At 72.6% G+C, this 3,861-nt stretch carries 3 protein-coding genes; 2 read left to right on the plus strand and 1 reads right to left on the minus strand.

Features of this window, described 5'->3' with window-relative positions:
* Positions 1-25: 25 nt before the first annotated feature.
* Positions 26-1,762, minus strand: coding sequence for an alpha/beta hydrolase domain-containing protein (locus AB0H57_RS32575; protein ID WP_357512560.1), 1,737 nt, complete (start codon positions 1,760-1,762; stop codon positions 26-28).
* A gap of 544 nt (positions 1,763-2,306) precedes the next feature.
* On the opposite strand from AB0H57_RS32575, the gene AB0H57_RS32580 reads away from it, so the two are divergent.
* Both AB0H57_RS32580 and AB0H57_RS32585 read left to right on the plus strand, forming a co-directional pair.
* On the plus strand, positions 2,307-3,233 hold the full coding sequence (locus tag AB0H57_RS32580) for a ribonuclease Z (protein WP_357512561.1): 927 nt from the start codon (positions 2,307-2,309) through the stop codon (positions 3,231-3,233).
* A gap of 31 nt (positions 3,234-3,264) precedes the next feature.
* On the plus strand, positions 3,265-3,774 hold the full coding sequence (locus AB0H57_RS32585; protein ID WP_357512563.1) for a GNAT family N-acetyltransferase: 510 nt from the start codon (positions 3,265-3,267) through the stop codon (positions 3,772-3,774).
* Positions 3,775-3,861 lie beyond the last annotated feature (87 nt).

Genomic DNA, 3,861 nt, shown 5'->3' on the forward strand with positions numbered 1-3,861 from the left:
CCGGGACGCCGTCTCATCTCAGTCCTCAAGGGACAAGCGCCGCAAGCGTTCCCGGAAGGGGACCTCTGATGAAGGAAGGTAATGCCATCAGCGCCCTGGTCGCCCGGAGCACCGCGTCGCGGGCCGCCGGATCGTCCGTGATCCCGCGGTCCGCCTGCTTGGCGAGTTGCTCCAGCAGCACGGTCGCGGGCCGCTCGTGGCCTGCGGTGCCGGCCCGCTCGGCGGGCCGGAGCAGGACCTCGAGCCCGGCCGCGTCGCGCTCGTCGATGCGCCCGGCGGCGACGTACTCGGCGATCAGCTCGCGAAGGTCCGAGTACCAGGCGGGATCGCGGGTGAGGTCCTCGACGAGATAGCCGGCCCGGACGTTGGCCCAGGTCGTCGCGACCACCCGGTCAACGTAGGACCGCACGGTCGGATGGAGCGCGGCGAGCTGCGCGTCGGTCAGCGGCAGCGAACTGCCGTCGAGGAAGCAGAAGCCGGGACCGGTGTTGCTGCCGCTGTTGATCCGCAGCGGCGCCTCGTGCTGGGCGAGCCGGATGCCGCCGAGCGCGAGGCCGAACTCGTCGCGGGCCACGGTGGGCGGGTTGCTGGCCGTCATCCGAATCTTCGGCGCGGCCGGCGGCTGCTCGCCGTACGCGACCCAGTCGACGGTGTGGTCGTACACCGCGTTCTGCACCATGTGCTGCGGAACCCGGGACAGCGAGGGCAGCGCACAGGTCTGCGGCTCACCGGGGTAGCCGCCGGGGTAGCTGCCGATGTCCCGCTTCCGCAGCGGGCCGTAGTCGGTGATCAGCTTCCAGTCCCCGTGCGAGGCGCCGGCCACCTCCCAGGAGCGCAACACGGGCGAGTCGGCCTGCGCCCGGGCCGCCGCGGAGAGGATGCCGCTGGCCACGTCCCCCTCGGAGTTGATCCGGAACACCGGCGTGGCCAGGTCGGTACGGAGCACGCCGCCACCGCCGTGCAGGACGACCGCGTCGAGGACGGACGCCAGCGGCTGGACGCCGTTGTAGTAGTTCGCCAGCCGCCCGGCCGACTGCGAGTGGCCGGTGGCGATCACGTACCGGGGCGGCGACAGCCGGCCGAGCGGGGCGACTCCCGCCGGGCTGCGGACCGCCTTCACCGCCTGGCTGAAGATGTCGTACGAGAGGCTGTCGTCAGTGATCGTCCCGCCCACGGTGACGTCCAGCCCGCCGTAGCGGGTGGGGCTCCACGCCCGCAGGCCGGTCGTCGAGTGCAGCCCGGCCCGCTGGGCGGAGACGCCGACCCAGGCGTACCCCTGGCGGATCAGGTGCTCGTGCGTCTGGAACCAGTCGACCTCCTGGTCCCACTGGTTGCTGACGTTGTTCCACTCGGCGATCACCACGCCGTTGAACTTCGGATCGGCGACCGGCCGCCGGACCACGATCCGGGTGGTGTACGGCAGGTCGGTGCCGATCACCCGGGCGGTGTCCGTGCCCTGGATGGCGTAGCGGGTCGCGGTGCCGGAGACGAAGAACTCCTGCTCCACGTACCCGGCCGCGGCGAGGTCGACGTCGGTGGCGAGGAACGGGTAGCCGTGGCTCGGGTCGCCGACGGCCGAGGTGTTGCGGATGGGTCCGCTGACCACCGGATCGGCCACCCGCTCGCCGGTGGCGGTGGCGGGCAGGCGCGTCCGGTCGGCTGCGGCGGCGGGCGGGGCGAGGGGCACCGCCAGCGCGCCGGTGAGACCGAATGCGAGTAGGAGGCGGGGCGCACGTTGCCGGAGCGGGAGCAGGACAGACACGGTTCACCTCACGGTGGGAGCCGGCCGGCGGGCCGGAGTGGTGAGACGTCTGCTTAGGCGCGGGACTTACCGTCGCGCCGGAGACACTATCGCTCGTCTATGTCGAAAGATAGAGCAGAAGCAACGAACTTTTGATCGTTCGTACGAAAGTGCCGCCGCGCCGCGGTTCGCAGGCCGAAGTGCGGGCGGGCCGGACCACTCGTATTCCCGCCCGGCGCGTGATCGAAATCCGTTGCCGACGCCGCCGGGAAGTGGATAGCGTGGCGGTACACGGGAAAGGAGGTGGTCCAGACTTGTATAGCAATCGGACTCGTGAGGTGGCTGTCCGCTAGCCGCTGTCCTCGACAGTAACCCCGTCCGCCCTCCGGGGCGGGCATCGGCACCATCGTCGAGACCGTGTGGCAGCGGTGCGGCGAAACCACGACAGCCACCCGACCCCCGGGGTGCCGGCCCAGTCCAGCCGGCCCGCGCGCGAGCGTGGAAGCCCCGGGGGTCGCTTCATTCCCGGCACAGCCGGGCCGGTCCGCTCAGCCAGGAGAACCCCGTGTCCATGCGCGAGCTGGCGGTGCTCGGGACGGCCAGTCAGGCGCCCACCCGGCAGCGCAACCACAACGGGTACGTGCTGCGCTGGGACGACGAGGTGATCCTCTTCGACCCGGGCGAGGGCAGCCAACGCCAACTGCTGCACACCGGCATCACGGCGACCGACCTGACCCGGATCTGCGTCACCCACTTCCACGGCGACCACTGCCTCGGCCTGCCCGGCATGATCCAACGGCTCTCCCTGGACCGGGTCCCGCACCCGGTTGCGGTGCACTTCCCGGCCGGCGGGGCCGATTACTTCGCCCGGCTCCGGCACGCGTCGAGCTTTCACGAGACCGCCGAGCTGGCCGTCGAGCCGATCGCCACGGACGGGCAGCGGATCGCGCTGCGCGCCGGCACGCTGGAGGCCCGCCGGCTGCGGCACCCGATCGAGACGTACGGCTACCGGCTGGTCGAGCCGGACGGCCGCCGGACGCTGCCGGAGCGGCTGTCCGCGTACGGGATCGGCGGTCCGGCCGTCGGTGAGCTGCTGCGCGTCGGCCACCTGGACGTCGGCGGGCGCCGCGTCAGCGCCGACGAGGTGAGCGTGGTCCGGCCCGGGCAGCGGTTCGCGTTCGTGATGGACACCGGCCTCTGCGACGCGGTGTACGCCCTCGCCGAGCACGCCGACCTGCTGGTCATCGAGTCGACCTTCCTCGCCCCGGAGGCCGCGCTCGCCGCCGAGGTCGGCCACCTGACCGCGGCCCAGGCCGCCCGGGTGGCGGCCGAGTCGGGAGTACGCAGGCTGGTGCTCACCCACTTCTCCCAGCGGTACGCCGACCCGCGCCGCTTCGCCGACGAGGCCCGGGAGCACTTCACCGGGGAACTGGTGATCGCCGAGGACCTGACCACCGTCGCGGTGCCGCCCCGCCGGCACGGCACCGGCTGAACGCTGTACATGCGGGCGCTACGCTCGGCCGGTGAGCGTCACCCTGCGGCCCGCCACCCCGGACGACCTGATGACGGTGGGCGCCCTGCACCAGCGGTCGCGGGTGGCGGCGTACTCGGCGTTCCTGCCCCCGGAGGCGCTGGCCGCACCGACCCCGGAGGCGATGGGACGCTACTGGGTGGAGCGACTGACCTGGGAGGGCGCCGAGCACCGGATGACCGTGGCGGAGCGGGACGGCCGGCTGGTCGGCTTCAGCTACCTCGGCCCGGACGACGAGGGCGACCCGGCGACCGGGCTGCTCAACGCGATCCACCTGGAACCGGACGAACGCGGCCGGGGCACCGGCCGGGCGCTGATGGTGGACGCGCTGGCCGCGATGCGCGGTCGGGGCTTCACCCGGGCGGCGCTCTGGGTGCTCCGGCAGAACGCCCACGCCCGCGCCTTCTACGAGCGCGGCGGCTGGCGGCCGACCGGCGCCGAACGGGAGGACCGCATCGGCCCCGGCCTCGTCCCCCAGTTGCGCTACGCCCGCCAGGTGTAAGACATCCCAGGACGTACGAGTGTCAAGTAGCGGGTTCGGCGGTGTGGTGTGGCCAGGCGGTCGTCTCGTTGTAGGGCGTGCCGGTTT

Source organism: Micromonospora sp. NPDC050686, assembly GCF_040654475.1.
Lineage (GTDB): Bacteria > Actinomycetota > Actinomycetes > Mycobacteriales > Micromonosporaceae > Micromonospora.